At 69.0% G+C, this 17,222-nt stretch carries 20 protein-coding genes; 10 read left to right on the plus strand and 10 right to left on the minus strand.

Going from position 1 to position 17,222, the window contains the following annotated elements; genetic code table 11:
* Window positions 1-22: 22 nt before the first annotated feature.
* Window positions 23-400, minus strand: coding sequence for an OB-fold nucleic acid binding domain-containing protein (locus IJ15_RS0117845; protein WP_031939708.1), 378 nt, complete (start codon window positions 398-400; stop codon window positions 23-25).
* A gap of 147 nt (window positions 401-547) precedes the next feature.
* Here IJ15_RS0117845 and IJ15_RS0117850 point away from each other — a divergent pair, with 147 nt between their 5' ends.
* Entirely contained in the window at window positions 548-1,252 is a 705-nt protein-coding gene (locus IJ15_RS0117850) for a hypothetical protein (RefSeq protein WP_031939709.1), read from the plus strand.
* Window positions 1,253-1,304: 52 nt separating this feature from the next.
* Here IJ15_RS0117850 and IJ15_RS0117855 read toward each other — a convergent pair whose 3' ends face one another.
* On the minus strand, window positions 1,305-2,150 hold the full coding sequence (locus IJ15_RS0117855; protein ID WP_031939710.1) for a DUF3710 domain-containing protein: 846 nt from the start codon (window positions 2,148-2,150) through the stop codon (window positions 1,305-1,307).
* 2 nt (window positions 2,151-2,152) lie between these two features.
* Window positions 2,153-2,695 carry a dUTP diphosphatase gene (gene dut, locus IJ15_RS0117860; protein ID WP_031939711.1) on the minus strand — a complete coding sequence of 181 codons (543 nt, stop codon included), beginning with the start codon at window positions 2,693-2,695 and terminating at the stop codon, window positions 2,153-2,155.
* On the opposite strand from dut, the gene IJ15_RS0117865 reads away from it, so the two are divergent.
* Window positions 2,670-3,227: a DUF3093 domain-containing protein gene (locus tag IJ15_RS0117865; RefSeq protein ID WP_407984092.1), complete on the plus strand. Its 558-nt coding sequence runs from the start codon at window positions 2,670-2,672 to the stop codon at window positions 3,225-3,227. The two genes, dut and IJ15_RS0117865, sit on opposite strands and share 26 nt — an antisense overlap.
* A gap of 22 nt (window positions 3,228-3,249) precedes the next feature.
* Here IJ15_RS0117865 and IJ15_RS0117870 read toward each other — a convergent pair whose 3' ends face one another.
* Window positions 3,250-3,552, minus strand: coding sequence for a DUF4193 domain-containing protein (locus tag IJ15_RS0117870; protein ID WP_031939713.1), 303 nt, complete (start codon window positions 3,550-3,552; stop codon window positions 3,250-3,252).
* A 487-nt stretch (window positions 3,553-4,039) separates the two neighbouring features.
* On the opposite strand from IJ15_RS0117870, the gene cei reads away from it, so the two are divergent.
* The gene (gene cei, locus IJ15_RS0117875) at window positions 4,040-4,723 is read left to right on the plus strand and encodes an envelope integrity protein Cei (protein ID WP_031939714.1); all 684 of its coding nucleotides are present in this window, start codon (window positions 4,040-4,042) and stop codon (window positions 4,721-4,723) included.
* 13 nt (window positions 4,724-4,736) lie between these two features.
* Here cei and IJ15_RS0117880 read toward each other — a convergent pair whose 3' ends face one another.
* The gene (locus IJ15_RS0117880) at window positions 4,737-5,633 is read right to left on the minus strand and encodes an inositol monophosphatase family protein (RefSeq protein ID WP_051919144.1); all 897 of its coding nucleotides are present in this window, start codon (window positions 5,631-5,633) and stop codon (window positions 4,737-4,739) included.
* Between the two features lie 111 nt (window positions 5,634-5,744).
* Between IJ15_RS0117880 and ppgK the strand changes: the two genes are divergently transcribed.
* Together ppgK and IJ15_RS0117890 are read left to right on the plus strand one after the other, a co-directional pair.
* On the plus strand, window positions 5,745-6,512 hold the full coding sequence (gene ppgK / locus IJ15_RS0117885; protein WP_031939716.1) for a polyphosphate--glucose phosphotransferase: 768 nt from the start codon (window positions 5,745-5,747) through the stop codon (window positions 6,510-6,512).
* A gap of 123 nt (window positions 6,513-6,635) precedes the next feature.
* Window positions 6,636-8,018, plus strand: a complete 1,383-nt coding sequence (locus IJ15_RS0117890; protein ID WP_031939717.1) for an RNA polymerase sigma factor — start codon at window positions 6,636-6,638, stop codon at window positions 8,016-8,018.
* 18 nt (window positions 8,019-8,036) lie between these two features.
* Here IJ15_RS0117890 and IJ15_RS0117895 read toward each other — a convergent pair whose 3' ends face one another.
* Genes IJ15_RS0117895 through IJ15_RS0117905 form a run of 3 tightly spaced genes read right to left on the minus strand, consistent with a single transcriptional unit; the run spans window position 8,037 to window position 10,158 of the window.
* Window positions 8,037-9,242, minus strand: coding sequence for a cation:proton antiporter (locus IJ15_RS0117895; protein WP_031939718.1), 1,206 nt, complete (start codon window positions 9,240-9,242; stop codon window positions 8,037-8,039).
* Window positions 9,243-9,263: 21 nt separating this feature from the next.
* Window positions 9,264-9,746 carry a cation:proton antiporter regulatory subunit gene (locus IJ15_RS0117900; RefSeq protein ID WP_031939719.1) on the minus strand — a complete coding sequence of 161 codons (483 nt, stop codon included), beginning with the start codon at window positions 9,744-9,746 and terminating at the stop codon, window positions 9,264-9,266.
* Window positions 9,747-9,774: 28 nt separating this feature from the next.
* Window positions 9,775-10,158: a DUF952 domain-containing protein gene (locus tag IJ15_RS0117905; RefSeq protein WP_031939720.1), complete on the minus strand. Its 384-nt coding sequence runs from the start codon at window positions 10,156-10,158 to the stop codon at window positions 9,775-9,777.
* Window positions 10,159-10,407: 249 nt separating this feature from the next.
* Between IJ15_RS0117905 and IJ15_RS0117910 the strand changes: the two genes are divergently transcribed.
* Window positions 10,408-10,611 (plus strand): DUF7455 domain-containing protein, encoded by a 204-nt coding sequence (locus tag IJ15_RS0117910; RefSeq protein WP_031939721.1) that lies wholly within the window; start codon window positions 10,408-10,410, stop codon window positions 10,609-10,611.
* A gap of 113 nt (window positions 10,612-10,724) precedes the next feature.
* Here IJ15_RS0117910 and IJ15_RS0117915 read toward each other — a convergent pair whose 3' ends face one another.
* Window positions 10,725-12,458 carry a DEAD/DEAH box helicase gene (locus IJ15_RS0117915; protein ID WP_031939722.1) on the minus strand — a complete coding sequence of 578 codons (1,734 nt, stop codon included), beginning with the start codon at window positions 12,456-12,458 and terminating at the stop codon, window positions 10,725-10,727.
* A gap of 274 nt (window positions 12,459-12,732) precedes the next feature.
* Here IJ15_RS0117915 and IJ15_RS0117920 point away from each other — a divergent pair, with 274 nt between their 5' ends.
* The gene (locus IJ15_RS0117920; RefSeq protein WP_031939723.1) at window positions 12,733-13,860 is read left to right on the plus strand and encodes a YihY/virulence factor BrkB family protein; all 1,128 of its coding nucleotides are present in this window, start codon (window positions 12,733-12,735) and stop codon (window positions 13,858-13,860) included.
* Here IJ15_RS0117920 and IJ15_RS0117925 read toward each other — a convergent pair.
* Window positions 13,833-14,069 (minus strand): DUF3039 domain-containing protein, encoded by a 237-nt coding sequence (locus IJ15_RS0117925; protein ID WP_031939724.1) that lies wholly within the window; start codon window positions 14,067-14,069, stop codon window positions 13,833-13,835. The two genes, IJ15_RS0117920 and IJ15_RS0117925, sit on opposite strands and share 28 nt — an antisense overlap.
* Window positions 14,070-14,129: 60 nt before the next feature.
* Here IJ15_RS0117925 and IJ15_RS0117930 point away from each other — a divergent pair, with 60 nt between their 5' ends.
* From IJ15_RS0117930 to IJ15_RS0117940, 3 genes are all read left to right on the plus strand, one after another.
* A complete protein-coding gene (locus tag IJ15_RS0117930; protein ID WP_031939725.1) occupies window positions 14,130-14,486 on the plus strand; it encodes a DUF3099 domain-containing protein in 357 nt (118 codons plus the stop codon).
* Between the two features lie 56 nt (window positions 14,487-14,542).
* Window positions 14,543-16,021, plus strand: a complete 1,479-nt coding sequence (locus IJ15_RS0117935; protein ID WP_031939726.1) for a DUF7782 domain-containing protein — start codon at window positions 14,543-14,545, stop codon at window positions 16,019-16,021.
* A 153-nt stretch (window positions 16,022-16,174) separates the two neighbouring features.
* A complete protein-coding gene (locus tag IJ15_RS0117940; RefSeq protein WP_031939727.1) occupies window positions 16,175-17,143 on the plus strand; it encodes a sigma-70 family RNA polymerase sigma factor in 969 nt (322 codons plus the stop codon).
* The last annotated feature ends 79 nt before the right edge of the window (window positions 17,144-17,222 follow it).

Genomic DNA, 17,222 nt, shown 5'->3' on the forward strand with positions numbered 1-17,222 from the left:
GGTGCAGTGCACCCGACGTCGCTCAGGAATCGCCGCGGAGCTCGTAGTACGGATTGAAGATCACCTTCTGACCGCCGCGGTCGCCGATCCGGCCCCGCACCATCAGAGTCTTGCCCGGCTCGATCCCGGGAATCCGTCGACGGCCGATCCAGACCAGGGTGACCGGATCTGTTCCGTCGAAGAACTCCGCCTGGACACTGGCGTTCGCGGACTTCGGACACGCTTCGACACTGCGCAGGCGACCGAGGATCGTGACCTCCTCACCGCGCGCACAGTCACTGGCACGCTTGGCGCCCGATGCCTGTGCGGTCTCCACCATCTCCTCGGCGTCCAACTGCTCGAGATCCTCGGTGAGTCTGCGAGTGAGCCGACGAAAGTAACCTGCCGCGGCGGGGGCCATAGCATGCTCCTGGACAAATGGCGGCGTATCTTCACGCCGCGCGATAGGGCTGTACGAAGGCCGTACGAGGGCCACTGTAACCCCAAAGCGATCCGAAACCCACCGCCGTGCTGAACTCCCACGAACCGGGCAGTGCAAGATCAGTTCATGCAGTCACGAACCTGGCCCGAAATGGCCGTCGTACTCCCGGGGACCGGGTCGGATGCGGACTTCGCGGACCGCGCCTTCCGGCGCGCGCTGACTCAGGTCGGCGTCGCGACGACGGCGGTCGAACCGGATCCGCGCGCGATCGTCGCGAGCTACCGCGACGCCATGGACCGTGCGGCCCACGAGCACGGCCGGATCGTGGTCGGGGGCGTGTCGATCGGGGCGGCCGTGGCCCTGGCGTGGGCGGCGGACAACCCCGGACGTGTCGCCGCGGTGCTGGCCGCGCTGCCGGCCTGGACCGGATCACCGCACGACGCGCCCGCGGCCGCGAGTGCGACGTTCACCGCGGCGCAGCTGCGGGCGCACGGACTCGCGGCGGTGACCGCGCAGATGACGGCGTCGAGCCCACCCTGGCTCGCCGACGAACTGACCCGGTCCTGGCGCAGCCAGTGGCCCGATCTGCCGATCGCGCTGGAGGAGGCTGCCGGATATCACGCGCCCGACCCGGCGACGCTCGCCGGCATCCGCGTACCCGTGGGTATCACGGCGGCGGTCGACGATGCCGTCCACCCGTTGACGGTGGCGAAGGAGTGGGCGGCGACGCTCCCCCACAGCGAACTGACCGAACTCACACTGCAGGAGATCGGCCAGGACCCGGGGGTCCTGGGACAGGGGTGCGTCGCCGCGCTCACCCGGATCGGCTGAGCCTCGGCCGGTGGAGGCCGAGGGGCTCGAGCCGCTCGAGTTGCTCGAGTTTCTACAGGCCGAGCTGCTGCATCGCCGACCCGGACTCCCCACGCCGGGGCGGCTCGGACCCGTTCGGGGACGCGGGCTCCGGCGCGGGCGGCACGGCCTGCTGCTGGGTCTGCGGCTGGGTCTGCTGGTGGGCCTGGTCCATGGCCGCGAGCTGCGCCTGCTGCTGAGCCGCCAGCTGCTGCTGGTGGGCAGCCACCAGCTGGTCGACGAGCGGCTGCGGCAGGACCACCGACAGCGGGGTCCGCACCGGATGCGGCTCGGTGCCCCGATTGACGACCGTGTCGAGCAGGACCGCGCGGGCGATCGCGACGAGCGGAGCACCGGCCGCCACCGCGCCGGCCGGTCCGGCCACGACGCACCGGAGCATCCAGCGATGGCCGTCGACACCGATGAAGCGCAGGTCGGCGTTCGGGGTGGTCGCGGCGACCTCACGGCCCCACGGGCCGCTCTCGATGCTGACCTCCGCGTTGTCGGCACGCAGCGATTCGGCGAGCTCGGCTGCGACCTCGCGCCACTGCCCGGGCGACTTGGGGGCGGCGTACGCGGAGACCGTGATGCGACCGTGCTCGGTGACCAGGTGCACCGCCTGCGGGGCGCCCTCCGGCGACATCTCGACCTGGAGCTGCGCACCTTCCGGCATCGGCAACAGCACCGAGCCGAGATCGAGCCGCGTCGCCGCGGGCTCCTCGCCCTCCGGCAGATCGGTGACGTCGTAGGGACCTCCGTCGAGCGCGCCGACAGGCACGTCCGGGTCGGCGGCAGCGTCCGGCGTCCCGGTCTCGGCGAGATCCGCAGCATCGACCGTCTCCGACTGGTCGGCTTCGTTCTTCTTGCGACGTCCGAACATGATCAGGCCCCTTCCCTCGGCAGCCGCGTCAACTCGTGCGGGCGGCCTTCCATACCCTCGATACTTCGAGGGGCATTGTGCTCGACGAGGCTCGCGTGGCCTCCACTGGACCCGTAACCACCTGCGCCACGGACGGTTTCGTCCAGCGAATCGACCTCGACGAAGTCGACCAACTCGACCCGCTGCACCACCAACTGCGCGATACGGTCACCGCGACGCAGTTCGATCGGTGTTTCGAGGTCGTGATTGATCAGGCAGACCTTGATCTCTCCGCGGTAGCCGGCGTCGATGGTGCCGGGGGTGTTGACGATGGAGAGACCGGTCTTGGCGGCCAGCCCGGAACGAGGATGGATCAGACCGACCGTACCGATCGGCAGCGCGACCGCGACGCCCGTGCCGACCAGGACGCGGCGGCCCGGCTCGATCGTGACATCGCTGGTGGTGCACAGATCGACGCCGGCATCACCGTCGTGCGCGCGCTGGGGAATCGGGATACCGGGGTCCAGTCGCTTCAGCGCAATGGCAGGAAGATCGCTCACGTGCACCGAGACTACTCTGGACTACGTGTCCGAATCGTCTCAGCCCGCAGCGACCACGCCCGACAATGCCCGCGCCCCGATCTATTCGGAGCGACTCTGGGTGCCGTTGTGGTGGTGGCCCGCTGGATTGTTCATCGCCGGCCTGCTCGCCGCGGAAATCCACATGGGGTCGCCCGGCGTCCGCGCCTGGCTGCCCTACGTCCTACTGTTCCCGTTCCCGGTGTGGGCGCTGCTGTGGGTGTCCCGGCTCCGGATCGAGGTGTTCGACGGCCCGGACGGTGAATTGCGGGTGGGTCGGGCGCATCTGCCGTTGTCCGTCATCGCCCGCACGGCGACCATTCCTCCGTCGGCGAAGAGTGCGGCCATGGGACGCCAGCTCGATCCGGCTGCGTACGTCCAGAACCGCTCCTGGATCAAGCAGACCGTTCTGATCGTCCTCGACGATCCCGAGGACCCCACGCCGTACTGGTTGGTGAGCACGAGGCGGCCAGCCGATCTGCTGGCCGCCATCGGCCGCGGGACAGCCCCGAAGGACTAGTCCGTCTGCTTCCGGGCCGGTGTCAGGCGGCGCAGTCCATGCAGATCATGACGCCGTTCTCCTCGCTTGCGAGACGGCTGCGGTGGTGAACCAGGAAGCAGCTCGAGCAGGTGAACTCGTCCGCCTGCTTGGGCACCACCCGCACGGACAGTTCTTCGCCGGACAGGTCCGCGCCGGGGAGTTCGAACGACTCCGCGGTGTCGGACTCGTCCACGTCGACGACTGCCGACTGCGCCTCGTTGCGTCGTGCCTTCAGTTCTTCGAGCGAATCCTCCGAAACCTCGTCGGTTTCCGATCGCCTGGGTGCGTCGTAGTCGGTTGCCATTTCCTCTTCCCCTCGTCCTCTTGCGTGTATCCCCGGTGACCGGGCCGCCCGCCCCTGGCGGGATGGGCGATCCTGGAGAACCGTCAGAGATGTAGATCCATTCCTATGGCACTGACAACGCCGCAGGATGCCCGGAAGTGCCCGAAAAGCGCTCCGGAAAACATGACCTACACCTCACCTTCCGTTCTCTCCGGACCCTCTCGAAATCGTGTGTTCTCACGACTGGGGCCGCCAGACAATAGCCGACGTACCAGGAAAAGTGGCAACCGAACCGGACACTGCCGGAAACTGTCCGTCAATCGTCACCAACCACTGTCCGAGCCGAGACATTCCTGCACCGGCCATGTGCCGGACGGTGATCGGCCGGGGATCTACAGTGGGCAGCGGGACGGCGGCGGCACCCGAAATGGTGGCCGGAACCACACCAACTCTTTTCTTTTCGCGGGTTCACTCCCCGCTCTCGCCTACGGAGAGGCCGACATACACCGTGGTTTCACTGATCACCGACGGCAGTTCGACCGACGATCAGGGCCGGCCGTTCCGCCGCCGCCGCGCGGTCCCCGTGATCGCCCTGATCTCGGTGCTGGCATTCCTGGGCGTCGCCGTCTGGGTCCAGATCCTCACCAAGCCCGAGGTTTACGCCACGACCGTGGACTGCAACCCGCCGGTCCAGCCGAAGGCGGCCGACGCTCCCGCTCCGCTGCCCCTCGGCGACAAGGTGGGACGCGATACGCTCCTCGACGTCGAACCGGCCGCGCTGTCGGCAACCCGGGTCCGCGTCTTCAATGCCAACGGCGAACGCGGCCAGGCATCCGACGTCGCGACACAACTCCGTGACTACGGATTCACGGGCGCACCCGACGTCCAGGTCGGCAACGACCCGGTCTACGTCGATCAGAACCTGCAGTGCCACGGCCAGATTCGGTTCGGACCGAACGGACTGTCTGCGGCGAGCGCGCTGTGGCTCGTCGCGCCCTGCGCGGAACTGATCCAGGACGCACGCGCCGACGACACCGTCGATCTCGCGCTGGGTACCTACTTCGCCAAGCAGCTCAATCCCAACGCCGACGCCGCAGAGGTCCTCAACGCGCTCAAGGATCCGCCGGCGGGCACCGAGCCTGCCCCGCTCGACCCGGAGCTGCTCGCCGCGGCCCGCACCGCTCGCTGCTGACCGTTCGGCCCGATCACGGGATCGGGTCGAACGCCCCCACGGACCGGAAGACCGCCTCCAGTTCGTCGGCGACGCCGGGTGCCATCGCGATCACCACTTCGCCCGCCGCACTGCGCGTGTCGGGCGCCGGGACGTGGACCCGGGCTCCCGCCTCGCTCGCGATCAGGGCGCCCGCCGCCCAGTCCCACGGGTTCAGGCCGTGCTCGAAATGCGCGTCCACCCGACCGGACGCGACCATGCACAGATCGAGGGCGGCCGAACCGATCCGCCGGATGTCGCGGACCCGGGGAAGCAGTTCACCGATGAGCCGGCCCTGCACCTCACGCCGCCGCGCGTCGTAGCCGAACCCGGTCGCCAACAGCGTCAGGGCCGCCTCGGTGACCGGGTTGCACGAGAGTGTTCCGGTGTTGCCGTCCGCGTCGCTGAACGAGGCGCCCCCGCCGAGCGCGGCCGAGTAGGTGACGCGCCCGGCGACGTCCACGACGGCACCCGCGATCGAGACGCCGTCGACCTGCGCGGCCACCGAGACCGAATACGCCGGGATGCCGTAGAGGAAGTTCACGGTTCCGTCGATCGGATCGAGGACCCAACGGGTACCGGCCACGCCGTGCTCCTCACCGCCACCCTCCTCGCCCAGGATGCTGTCGTGCGGGCGCAGCTCCGCGAGACGTGCCCGGATCAACTGCTCGGTCTCGGTGTCGACGATCGTCACCGGATCGGTCGGTGTGCTCTTGGCCTGCACCGCACGGCCGTCGCCCGCGCGCACCGCCGCCCCCATGACGCCGAACACCTCCGGACGACGGGACCGCACGTGCGCGGCCGCGGCCTCGGCGACCTCGATCGCGGTGCGGCGGAGGGCTCCCGGGTCGATGGAACCGGAGTCGTGGGCGAGGCTGTCGGTGGCACGCATGGAGGTATCGGATCACACACATCCGACACCCCACCACCCGTATCCCGGAGCCGAACGTGCCGGAACCAACTACTGTTCCGACCCAGGCTGTCATCTCGGCGGAAGGAGACGATCGTGGGTGCACACGGCTTCGGAGTGGACGTCGGCGGCAGCGGCATCAAGGGTGCACGCGTCGACCTGGGGACAGGCGAACTCGTCGAGGAGCGGATCAAGATCGCCACACCGCACCCGTCGACCCCCGACGCCGTCGCGGCCACCGTCGCCGAGATCGCCGCCCGGGCCGGCTGGGACGGGCCGGTCGGCGTCACGTTGCCCAGTGTCGTCACGAACGGGATCGCCCGGACCGCCGCGAACATCGACCCGTCGTGGATCGGGACGGACGCCCGGACGCTGTTCTCCACGGCTCTGGGCGGCCGCGCCGTCACCGTGCTCAACGACGCCGACGCGGCCGGACTGGCCGAGGACCGGTACGGCGCCGGCAAGGACGTCGACGGTGTCGTCGTCCTGCTGACGTTCGGCACCGGCATCGGCTCCGCAGTCCTGCACGACGGCGTCCTGCTCCCCAACACCGAGTTCGGCCACATGGAAGTCGACGGCATGGAGGCCGAGCACCGTGCCGCGTCCTCGGTCAAGGACACCCGGGACCTGTCGTACAAGGAGTGGGCTGCCGAGGTGACGCGCGTGCTGACCCGGTTCGAGGACCTGCTGTGGCCCGACCTGTTCATCGCGGGCGGCGGCATCAGCCGCAAGCACGAGAAGTGGATCCCCCGCCTGGAGAACCGCACCCCCGTCGTTCCCGCCGCACTTCTCAACACCGCGGGGATCGTCGGAGCGGCCATGTCCACCCGGAACAGCCTGGAAAAGGGCATCGCTCCGTAACAATTTCGAAGCTGTCGTTACAATGGATAGCGGCCGACTGTGAGTCGGCGAAACCCGACAGACCTCTCCGCCGGAATTCCACTCTGGCGTGACGCCGCACGACACCGTCACGAAAGGGCGTACGTGGCAGCCACCGATACGCGTCAGACCGCCGATTCCACACCCGAATCAGCGACCCCTGCATCCACTGCCGAGGCCACTACCGGTAGCGCGCCCGCCGCCAAGAAGGCTCCCGCGAAGAAGGCCGCGGCCAAGAAGGCGCCCGCGAAGAAGGCCGCCGCCAAGAAGGCGCCCGCGAAGAAGGCCGCCGCCAAGAAGACGGCCGCGAAGAAGACCACCAAGAAGGCGACCACCAAGGCCGCCAAGGGCAGCGACGACCTCGGCGAGGACGAGGACATCGACATCGCCGATCTCGAGGTCGCCGACGGCGAGCTCGTCGAGGAAGAGGTCGAGGACGTCGTCGTCGAGGAAGACGACGAGGAGACCGCCGAGCCCACCGAGAAGGACAAGGCGTCCGGCGACTTCGTGTGGGACGAGGAGGAGTCCGAGGCACTCCGCCAGGCCCGCAAGGATGCCGAGCTCACCGCGTCCGCCGACTCGGTGCGCGCGTACCTCAAGCAGATCGGCAAGGTTGCGCTCCTCAACGCGGAGGAGGAGGTCGAGCTCGCCAAGCGGATCGAGGCCGGCCTGTTCGCGACCTTCAAGATGGCCGAGATGGCCGAGAAGGGCGAGAAGCCCTCCCCCGCCGACCGTCGCAACATGAACTGGATCACCCGCGACGGCAACCGCGCCAAGAACCACCTGCTCGAGGCCAACCTGCGCCTCGTGGTGTCGCTGGCCAAGCGGTACACGGGCCGTGGCATGGCGTTCCTGGATCTCATCCAGGAAGGCAACCTGGGTCTGATCCGCGCGGTCGAGAAGTTCGACTACACCAAGGGCTACAAGTTCTCGACGTACGCCACGTGGTGGATCCGTCAGGCCATCACCCGCGCGATGGCCGACCAGGCCCGCACCATCCGCATCCCGGTGCACATGGTCGAGGTCATCAACAAGCTCGGTCGCATCCAGCGTGAGCTGCTCCAGGACCTGGGCCGCGAGCCCACCCCGGAGGAACTCGCCAAGGAAATGGACATCACGCCGGAGAAGGTGCTGGAGATCCAGCAGTACGCGCGTGAGCCAATCTCGCTCGACCAGACCATCGGCGACGAGGGCGACAGCCAGCTCGGCGACTTCATCGAGGACTCCGAGGCCGTCGTCGCGGTCGACGCGGTCAGCTTCACGCTGCTGCAGGATCAGCTGCAGTCGGTGCTCGAGACGCTGTCCGAGCGCGAGGCCGGCGTGGTGCGTCTGCGCTTCGGTCTCACCGACGGCCAGCCGCGGACTTTAGACGAAATCGGCCAGGTCTACGGCGTGACCCGCGAGCGGATCCGCCAGATCGAATCGAAGACGATGTCCAAGCTGCGCCACCCGTCGCGTTCGCAGGTGCTGCGCGACTACCTCGACTAGAGGTCGGCGGAGTTCCGGTCAGTTCGTGAGGAAGGGGTCCTTCGGGGCCCCTTCCTCTTTCGGTCGGGGCGGCTGGAACAGCCGAACCAGCGGTTCGGCCACGCGGGCGCCGACCGGCCCCAGGACGGCCATCAGGAGCACGTACGCCGTGGCCAACGCCGCCAACTCGCCCTCCACCGCGCCGGCGGACACCGCGAGTCCGGCGATGACGATCGAGAACTCCCCGCGCGCGATCAGCGCCGCCCCCGCACGGGCCCGGCCCATCACACCGATCCCCTGCCGTCCGGCGGCCCACCACCCGGTGAGGACCTTCGTCGCGGTCGTCACGACAGCGAGCCCGATCGCGGGCAGCAGCACCGGCGGAATCGTCGTCGGATCCGTGTTGAGGCCGAACACGACGAAGAACATCGCGGCGAACAGGTCCCGCAGCGGTTCGAGCAGACGGGTCGCATTGCGCGCTGTGGAGCCGGAGATCGCGATACCGAGCAGGAAGGCACCGACCGCCGCGGAGACCTGCAGCGACGACGCCAGCCCCGCGACGAGCAGTGCGGCGCCCAGCAGCTTCAGCAGGAACACCTCCCGGTCCGGGCTGTCGACGACGGCCGACACGACGTTCCCGTACCGCAGCGCGATCAGTAGCACGGCGGTGATGACCATGAAGGAGACGCCGACCGCCTGCAGCCCGCCGAGGAAGCTGACGCCGGCCAGGACGGCTGTCAGGATGGGCAGGTACACGGCCATCGCGAGGTCCTCGAACACCAGGATCGACAGCACGATCGGTGTCTCGCGGTTGCCGAGACGTCCCAGGTCGCCGAGCACTTTGGCGATGATGCCGGACGACGATATGTAGGTCACGCCGCCGAGCACGAGCGCCCCCACCAGGCCCCAGCCCAGCATCAGCGCCATGATCGCACCTGGAAGCGCGTTGAGGGCCAGGTCGACGACCCCGGCCATCCAGGAGCGCCGTAGCCCGGTCACCAACTCGGCGGCGGTGTATTCGAGGCCCAGCAGCAACAGCAGCAGCACGACACCGATCTCGCTCGCGAGGTGGCTGAACTCGCCGATGTCCCCGAGCTGGACGAACCCGCCCTGACCGAAGCACAGGCCGCCGATCAGGTAGAGCGGGATCGGTGACAGACCGATGCGCCCGGCGAGTCGACCGAGGACGCCGAGAGCGAAGAAGACCGCGCCGAGTTCGACGAGCGCCAGGGAGGTTCCGGTCATCGTGTGGGCGCCGCGTCGGGATCAGCCGTGCGCGAGGATCTTGGCCGCGTGCTCGAGGCCCTCCTGCGTTCCGACCGCGACCAGCAGGTCACCCTCCGTGAAGGTGAAGTCGGGGTTGGGTGAGGGCGCCACCTGGCCGGCGCGCATGACCGCGACGACCGACACCCCGGTGCGGGTCCGCATCGCGGTCTCGCCAAGGGTCCTGCCGTCCCAGGGCGAGTTCTCGGTGATCGGTATCTGGCGGGTGCTGATTCCGGGCAGGTCGCGATGCTCCTCACGCAACTGGGCGACGAGCTGCGGTGCCCCCAGGAGGTTCGCCAGCACCGACGCCTCGTCGGATTCGAGCGGAATCGACGCCATGCACGCATCCGGGTCGTCGAGCTTGGAGACGATCAACTCGGTGCGGCCGTCGCGGTGGGTGACCACGCCGATGCGTCGGCCCGTCACGAGCGCGAAGTCCTTACGAACTCCGATACCGGGCAGCGGGGTCACTTCCACGTTCATGGCTCAACGGTAGCGCCCACCGGGCGACCTACGGCCGACCGATCGGCGGAAACACTCCGGCGTCGTCCGGGAGGTAGTCGGTCACCGCGGCGACCGCGGTCACCGGCAGGGGGCCGTACAGGTGCGGGAACCGCATCGAGGCGGGATCGGACGGCACGCCGGGCTCCCACCGCACCTCGGCGCCGAGCCTGTCGGGGTCGAGGCTCAGCAGCACCAGGTCCCGGCGTCCGGCGAAGAGCCGGTTCGCCGGCAGGTGCACCTGTGCGGGCGTCGACAGGTGCACGAAACCGTCGACGGCGAAGCCCGCGGGGACCAGCTCGCCGGCGCGCTGCGCCGCGGCCCATTCAGCCGTACCGCACAGGTGCAGCAGGCGCCCGTCGGCGAACTGCTCCGACCGTTCCGATGTCGACATGCGTCACCCTTTCCGCCGTGGAAGACCCCGAACGATAGACCAGCACTCAGCTGTCAGCGAACACCCGAATCGTCCCGAACCGCATAGTGCGTGTTCAGGGCGGTCGGTGTTAGAGCGGACACACCGAGGAGGTATCGGGAACAACCCGATCAAGTCGAACGTCTGACAGAGTGGACCTACCGCGTCACCCCCGACGCGGCGGAAGACCCCAGGCAGTGGGCACCGCCCCACAGCCAGTTCGGAGGAGTCATGCCCGGAACACTGACCAGCCCCCCGTTGACCGCTGCCGACCGGTGCGACCGGTGCAGCGCAGGAGCCCGCGTGCGCGCCGTGCTCGCGAGCGGAGGAGAGCTTCTCTTCTGCCAGCACCACGCCAACGAGCATGCAGATCGCCTTCGTGAGATGAACGCCACCATCGTGAGCGACACCGAGTCTTCCGAAGCGACCGTCTAGCGCGTCAGCCTCCGGGCGGACGTCCGTCCGTCCCCAGTTCCCGAAGCGGGTGACCACCATCGGTGGTCACCCGCTTCGGCGTTCCGGGACGAACTACCCTCAACGACCCTCGACTACCACTGCCGGAGCGTCGCGATGCGGTCGGTGAGCTGGTCGACGGTGGCGATCGCGGTCGGCGGGCCACCGCACACACGCCGCAGTTCGCCGTGGATGACGCCGTGCGGCTTGCCGGTCCGATGGTGGTGCATCGCCACCAGCGAGTTCAGTTCGCGACGCAGGCTCGCCAACTGCCCCGCGGACGCCACCCGCTCGGCCACCTGAGGAACCGGAACGTGCGGGGCGGCCGCCGCGGCCGCGGGCTTGTCGAGTTGCTCCTGCTGACGCTGGCGCAGGAGCGCTCGCATCTGCTCGGCGTCGAGCAGCCCGGGCAGCCCGAGATAGTCGGCCTCCTCGTCGGACCCGGAGAACGTCGCGGTCCCGAACGAGGAGCCGTCGTAGATCACCTGATCCAGTTCGGCGTCCGCGCCCAGCGACGTGAACGCCTTCTCCTCCTCGCCGAGCTCGTCCTTCTGCTTGTTCGCGTCGGCGAGCAGGTCGTCGTCGAGACCGTCCTTCTCCCGGTGCGGCTTACCGAGAATGTGGTCACGCTGCGCCTCGAGCTGACTCGCGAGGTCCAGCAGCACCGGCACGGACGGCAGGAACACACTGGCCGTCTCGCCCTTGGTCCGCGACCGCACGAACCGACCGATGGCCTGCGCGAAGTACAGCGGCGTGGATGCGCTGGTCGCGTAGACGCCGACCGCCAACCGCGGCACGTCGACGCCCTCGGACACCATGCGGACCGCCACCATCCACGCCTGCGTGCTCTTGGCGAACTCCGCGATCCGGTTCGACGCCGTCGGGTCGTCCGACAGCACCAGTGCCGGCGCCTCGCCCGTGATCGTCTCGAGGGTCTTCGCGTACGCCCGGGCCACCGTCTGGTCCGTCGCGATGATCAGTCCACCCGCGTCGGGCATCCCGCCGGAGCGGAGCTGGCCGAGCCGGGTGTTGGCGGCGGTCAGGACCGCCGGGATCCAGTCGCCCGCGGGATCGAGTGCCGTGCGCCACGCGCGGGCCGTCTGCTCGGCGCTCAGTGGCTCGCCGAGCCGGGCCGCGAACTCCTCGCCGGCGTTGTTGCGCCAGCGGGCCTCCCCCGAGTAGGCGAGGAACACCACGGGACGGACGACGCCGTCCGCGAGCGCATCGGCGTAGCCGTACGAATGGTCCGCCTTCGAACGCATCAGGCCCTCGTTGTCGGGCTCGTACGTCACGAACGGGATCGCGCTGTCGTCGCTGCGGAACGGGGTACCGGTGAGCGCGAGGCGGCGGGTCGCGTCGCCGTACGCCTCGCGGATGGCCTCACCCCAGCTCTTCGCGTCACCGCCGTGGTGGATCTCGTCCAGGATCACCAGCGTCCGGCGGGCCTCGGTCCGGACCCGATGCTTGAACGGGTGCGAGGCGACCTGTGCGTACGTGACCACGACACCGTGGTAGTCCGACGACGTCTGCCCCGTCGAGTTCGAGAAGTTCGAGTCCAGTGCGATGCCGTTGCGGGCCGCGGACTCAGCCCACTGGTGCTTGAGGTGCTCGGTGGGCGCGACGACGGTGATCTGGTCGACGGTACGGTCCCGCAGCAGTTCCGACGCCACCCGCAGCGCGAAGGTCGTCTTGCCGGCGCCGGGCGTCGCGACGGCGAGGAAGTCGCGTGGTTTGGTCGCCAGATATCTGGTCAGGGCACGACGCTGCCACGCTCGGAGGGAGCCGGTGGGAGCTGGCGCAGTTTCGACACTTCCGGGTTCAGCGCTCACATCGCACCTCGCCACTGGCTTCGCACAGTTGTTGCCACTCCTTGCTTCGCTGACGGGGTTCTCGCCGCTGCTCGAACTCTGCCTCGGGGTCGTCGCCCGCGGGTGACGACCCCGAGGAGCCTAGCGCCCGGGACCGACCGATTCCGCATCAGCCGCGCGGTCGCGGCAGTGATCCTGAACAGACCCCGTGGGTCGGCGGGGTGACAGAATCGACGGCGACACGGCGACGCCCCACCGGGCATCCCTTCGCATTGTCAGGAATCCTGGAAGCATCATGAGTGAGACGCCGACCGCCACGAAACGCCGACCACTGCGTCGGTGTGCCCAGGTGATCGGGCGGACGGCGTCCAAGTCCTGGAACGACTCGATCTTCGGCAAGTCGGCCACTGCGGCGTTCTGGCAGACCCTGTCGCTGCCGCCGCTGCTGCTGGGACTGCTGGGCAGCATCGGCTACATCGGCGGATGGTTCGGCCCGAACACGGTGGAGATCATCCAGTCCAAGATCGTCACGTTCAGCCACACCGTGTTCAGCGAGAACGTCGTCGACCAGATCATCCAACCGACCGTCGGCGACGTCCTCGGGCGCGGTCGCCCGGAGATCATCTCGGTGGGCTTCCTGCTGTCGCTGTGGGCGGGGTCGTCGGCGATCTCGACGTTCGTCGACTCGATCGTCGAGGCGCACGGCCAGCAGGACGCCCGGCACCCGGTGTGGCAGCGGGTGTTCGCGCTACTGCTCTACGTGGGATTCCTCGTTCTCGCGGTCTTCACGCTGCCCCTGGTCGCGCTGGGCCCGACGATGATCGGCCGCGCACTCCCGGAGTCCTGGCACACGGTCGGGACGGAGATGGTGGATGCGTTCTACTACCCCGCCGTCGGCCTGCTGCTGATCGTCGGTCTGACGACCCTCTACAAGGTGGCGCTGCCGCGTTCGCTGCCGTGGCACCGACTGCTGGGGGGTGCCCTGCTCGCGGGCGTGTTCTTCATGGCTGCCAGCACGATTCTGCGCTGGTATCTGAGCGCGGTGGCCGGCACCGGCTACACCTACGGTGCGCTCGCGACGCCGATCGCCTTCCTGCTCTTCACGTTCTTCCTCGGCTTCGCCGTCGTGCTCGGCGCCGAGTTCAACGCCACGATCCAGGAGTTCTGGCCGGCGCGCGCGACCCGCATGGAACAGGTACGCGACTGGATCGCCGCTCAGGCCGCGATCGACGCGTCCGAGGACGCGGGACCGGTGACGAATCTGACACGACGGCTCACGACAGGCCCGATCCGGTTCACGTCGGATCGATCACAGCCGGAGTCGACGGCGTGCGGATCGGTGGACGCGCCGGAGTCCGACGCACCCACCGACGCACCCACCGATGACCCGGCCGGTCAGTCGCCCTTGCGCAATCCGTCGTAGACCTTCTTGCACTCGGGGCATACCGGCGAACCCGGCTTCGCGGACTTGGTGACCGGAAACACCTCGCCGCACAGGGCCACGACGTGGGTGCCCATCACGGCACTCTCGGCGATCTTGTTCTTCTTCACGTAATGGAAGAATTTCGGGGTGTCGTCGTCGGTCGTCTCGTCGGTGGTGGTGTCGGGACGTTCCTTCGTCAAAGTGCTCACATTCCAATAATGCCGCAACCGCGTGTGCAATTGCGTCGCGAGAGTGGAACAGTGGAACCCATGGCAAGAACATCGGGGTTCGGCGAGTCGGCCGAGAGCGGAACACCCCGCAACCCGGCGTTGATCACCGAGGCCGCACAGTCCTTCGAAGATCAGCACCGAGCGCGAGTCCGGAAGTACCTGACGATCATGGCGTTCCGCTTCCCGGCGCTGATACTCGCGGCCGTCGCGTACGCCGCGTTCGGGAACGCCTGGATCTCGGTGGGCATCATCGCCGGCTCCGTCCCGCTGCCCTGGATCGCGGTGCTCATCGCGAACGACCGGCCCCCGCGGACGAAGGACGAGCCGAGCAGGTACGACCACCGGGACACCGCGCACGCACTCGAAGCCAGGCCCAACCGCACGATCGAGGGCTGACCGGCCTCGGTCGTCCGCCCCGGTGACGGTACGCAGAGGGCTGCAAGAATGCTCCCGTGACCCGTGACCTCCTGCTCTCCATCTGCGGCCCGCTGCGCGAGGCGCTGACGCGCTGCGCATTCGACACCGACTCGATTCTCGACCTCCTCGGTGCCGACGCCCACGCCGCGCTCGATCGGCACGAACCGGTACCGGTCCGCCGCGCCACCGTGAACGGCGGCGATCTGGGCCAGCTCGTGCGGCTGTTCCTGCTCGGGGACAACTGCGACGCCACCGACGTCGCGGCCGCGCTCGCGCCGCTCACGCTGGACGACGCGGTGGCGGCCGGACTGCTGTCGCGCAGCGGCGAGACGGTGCGCGCCGAACTCGACCTCCGCCCGCTCGACCTGGGCACCGGGAACCGGTGGGTGATCTCGGATCTCGACGGCTCGATGCGAGCCCGGCCGACCGCCGACGACCACGTCATCGGTGTCGGCCACGCGTCGCTGTCGCTGCTGCGGGGCACCCCCACCCGCCCGGTCGGCACGGTGCTCGACGTCGGCACCGGATGCGGCATCCAGGCGCTGCGCGCCGCGGACTACGCGGGGACGGTCACCGCCACCGACATCAATCCGCGGGCGCTCGATCTGACCGCGGCGACCGCGGCGCTCAACGGCCTCGACTTCGAACTCCTCGAGGGCTCGTGGTTCGAGCCGGTCGCGGGCCGGACCTTCGATCAGGTGGTCGCGAATCCACCGTTCGTCGTGAGCGAGGCCCGTGTCGTCAACAGCTACCGCGACTCGGGACTGGACCTGGACGGGGCGAGCGAGCTGATGATCTCCCGGGCCGCGGAGTTCCTGAACCCGGGCGGCACGGCGGCGCTGTTGGCGTCGTGGCTGCACGTCGAGGGCGAGGACTGGCGACACCGGATCTCGTCGTGGCTGCCGGCGCACGGGATCGACGCGTGGATCGTCCAGCGCGACGTCGCCGACCCGGCACTGTATGTCGGCACGTGGCTGCGCGACGGCGGCGGCGACCCCCGGGACCCGGCCGTGCAGGCCCGCGCGCAGGGCTGGCTCGACCACCTCGAGCAGGCTGACGTCGAGGGCGTCGGCTTCGGATTCGTCTACCTGCGACGCACGGACGAGCCGTCGGACATCCTGTGCGAGGACCTCCGTCACGGCTTCACCGATCCGCTCGGCGACGAGGCCCTCGCCTACTTCGAGCGTCTCGCGTGGCTGCGCGATCACGATGTCATGTCGGCACGGTTCGCGGTCCGGCCCGACACCGCCCTGGAGCGGGTGTACCTGCCCGGAGAGGACGGCTGGGACCAGGTGGTGGCGCGGGTGCATCGCGGCAACGGGCCGCAGTGGCAGCACGAGGTGGACGACCTGGCCGCGGCGCTGCTCGCGGGAATGCGGGACGACGGACTGGCGTTGGAAGAGCTCATCACGCTGCTCGCCTTCGCCCACGGTGAGGACGAGGAGTCGTTGACGGCCACGGCGGTACCGCTGGTCCATGCACTCGTGCGACACGGGCTGATCGAGCCCGCCTGACGCCGGTTCCCGGGGGCGCACCTTCTCAGGAACTTCTCAGGCGATGTGCCCGAAACACGCAGGTCACGGGCCGCAGCAGTGAATCCGCTCGGGAACTTTCCCGGGCCGTCGGAGCGTTGAGCCATATGAGACACCCCGACGAGGAGGCACGTCATGACAAGCCCCAGCACCACTCGACCCCGCACCGCCGATTCCGATCTCGACAGCCAGAGCCCGGCCGCGGATCTCGTTCGCGTCTACCTGAACGGGATCGGCCGGACGGCGCTGCTGACAGCCGCGGACGAGGTCGACCTGGCGCGGCGGATCGAGGCTGGGCTCTACGCCAAGCACGTGCTGGAGACCAAGAAGCGCCTCACGGCCGTCAAGAAGCGGGATCTCGCCACGATCATCCGTGACGGCGAGGCCGCCCGACGCCACCTCCTCGAGGCGAACCTGCGACTGGTGGTGTCGCTCGCGAAGCGCTACACCGGACGCGGCATGCCGTTACTGGATCTCATCCAGGAGGGCAACCTCGGGCTGATCCGCGCGATGGAGAAGTTCGACTACGCGAAGGGCTTCAAGTTCTCGACGTACGCGACGTGGTGGATCCGTCAGGCCATCACCCGCGGCATGGCAGATCAGAGCCGCACCATCCGCCTGCCCGTCCACCTCGTGGAGCAGGTCAACAAGCTGGCCCGGATCAAGCGGGAACTGCACCAGCAGTTGGGCCGGGAGGCCACCGACGAGGAACTGTCGGAGGAGTCGGGCATCCCCGCGCACAAGATCGCGGACCTGCTCGATCACAGCCGCGACCCGGTCAGCCTCGACATGCCGGTCGGCAACGACGAGGAGGCCCCGCTGGGCGACTTCATCGAGGACTCCGAGGCGACGTCCGCGGAGAACGCGGTCATTGCCGGTCTGCTGCACAGCGACGTCCGCAGCGTCCTGGCGACCCTCGACGAACGTGAGCAGCAGGTGATCCGCCTGCGCTACGGCCTCGACGACGGCCAGCCCCGCACGCTCGACCAGATCGGCAAGCTGTTCGGCCTCTCGCGTGAGCGGGTGCGCCAGATCGAGCGCGAGGTGATGGGCAAGCTCCGCCAGGGTGAGCGCGCCGATCGACTCCGTTCGTACGCCAGCTGACCGATCCTCTCCCCGCCTCCCGGCCGGTCGTGGTCCCTCCCCCCTCGGGGCCACGGCCGGCCGGGTTCTCGCGTTGTCC

Source organism: Prescottella defluvii (assembly GCF_000738775.1).
Taxonomy (GTDB): Bacteria; Actinomycetota; Actinomycetes; order Mycobacteriales; family Mycobacteriaceae; genus Prescottella; species Prescottella defluvii.

What these genes read in the sequence shown, in the direction of transcription:
- IJ15_RS0117845 (WP_031939708.1), bottom strand. Translation starts at nt 400, where the DNA reads ATGGCCCCCGCCGCGGCAGGTTACTTTCGTCGGCTCACTCGCAGACTC.
- IJ15_RS0117850 (WP_031939709.1), top strand. Translation starts at nt 548, where the DNA reads ATGCAGTCACGAACCTGGCCCGAAATGGCCGTCGTACTCCCGGGGACC.
- IJ15_RS0117855 (WP_031939710.1), bottom strand. Translation starts at nt 2,150, where the DNA reads ATGTTCGGACGTCGCAAGAAGAACGAAGCCGACCAGTCGGAGACGGTC.
- IJ15_RS0117865 (WP_407984092.1), top strand. Translation starts at nt 2,670, where the DNA reads ATGGCAGGAAGATCGCTCACGTGCACCGAGACTACTCTGGACTACGTG.
- IJ15_RS0117870 (WP_031939713.1), bottom strand. Translation starts at nt 3,552, where the DNA reads ATGGCAACCGACTACGACGCACCCAGGCGATCGGAAACCGACGAGGTT.
- IJ15_RS0117880 (WP_051919144.1), bottom strand. Translation starts at nt 5,633, where the DNA reads ATGCGTGCCACCGACAGCCTCGCCCACGACTCCGGTTCCATCGACCCG.
- IJ15_RS0117895 (WP_031939718.1), bottom strand. Translation starts at nt 9,242, where the DNA reads ATGACCGGAACCTCCCTGGCGCTCGTCGAACTCGGCGCGGTCTTCTTC.
- IJ15_RS0117900 (WP_031939719.1), bottom strand. Translation starts at nt 9,746, where the DNA reads ATGAACGTGGAAGTGACCCCGCTGCCCGGTATCGGAGTTCGTAAGGAC.
- IJ15_RS0117905 (WP_031939720.1), bottom strand. Translation starts at nt 10,158, where the DNA reads ATGTCGACATCGGAACGGTCGGAGCAGTTCGCCGACGGGCGCCTGCTG.
- IJ15_RS0117910 (WP_031939721.1), top strand. Translation starts at nt 10,408, where the DNA reads ATGCCCGGAACACTGACCAGCCCCCCGTTGACCGCTGCCGACCGGTGC.
- IJ15_RS0117920 (WP_031939723.1), top strand. Translation starts at nt 12,733, where the DNA reads ATGAGTGAGACGCCGACCGCCACGAAACGCCGACCACTGCGTCGGTGT.
- IJ15_RS0117930 (WP_031939725.1), top strand. Translation starts at nt 14,130, where the DNA reads ATGGCAAGAACATCGGGGTTCGGCGAGTCGGCCGAGAGCGGAACACCC.
- IJ15_RS0117940 (WP_031939727.1), top strand. Translation starts at nt 16,175, where the DNA reads ATGACAAGCCCCAGCACCACTCGACCCCGCACCGCCGATTCCGATCTC.